A 439-nucleotide genomic window follows, 5' to 3' on the forward strand; every position below is an offset into this window, starting at 1 on the left:
GACTACAAGGGTATCTAATCCTGTTTGCTCCCCACGCTTTCGAGCCTCAGCGTCAGTTATCGTCCAGTAAGCCGCCTTCGCCACTGGTGTTCCTCCTAATATCTACGCATTTCACCGCTACACTAGGAATTCCGCTTACCCCTCCGACACTCTAGACGACAGTTTCCAATGCAGTACCGGGGTTGAGCCCCGGGCTTTCACATCAGACTTGCCGCACCGCCTGCGCTCCCTTTACACCCAGTAAATCCGGATAACGCTTGCACCATACGTATTACCGCGGCTGCTGGCACGTATTTAGCCGGTGCTTCTTAGTCAGGTACCGTCATTTTCTTCCCTGCTGATAGAGCTTTACATACCGAAATACTTCTTCGCTCACGCGGCGTCGCTGCATCAGGGTTTCCCCCATTGTGCAATATTCCCCACTGCTGCCTCCCGTAGG

The 439-nt window shown here is 53.8% G+C and carries 1 rRNA gene; it reads right to left on the reverse strand.

Annotated elements, in window-relative coordinates:
• A 16S ribosomal RNA gene (locus KGF48_RS19955) occupies positions 1–439 on the reverse strand; the annotation flags it as partial.

It is taken from the genome of Clostridioides sp. ZZV15-6388 (genome assembly GCF_020657755.1).
GTDB lineage: Bacteria > Bacillota > Clostridia > Peptostreptococcales > Peptostreptococcaceae > Clostridioides.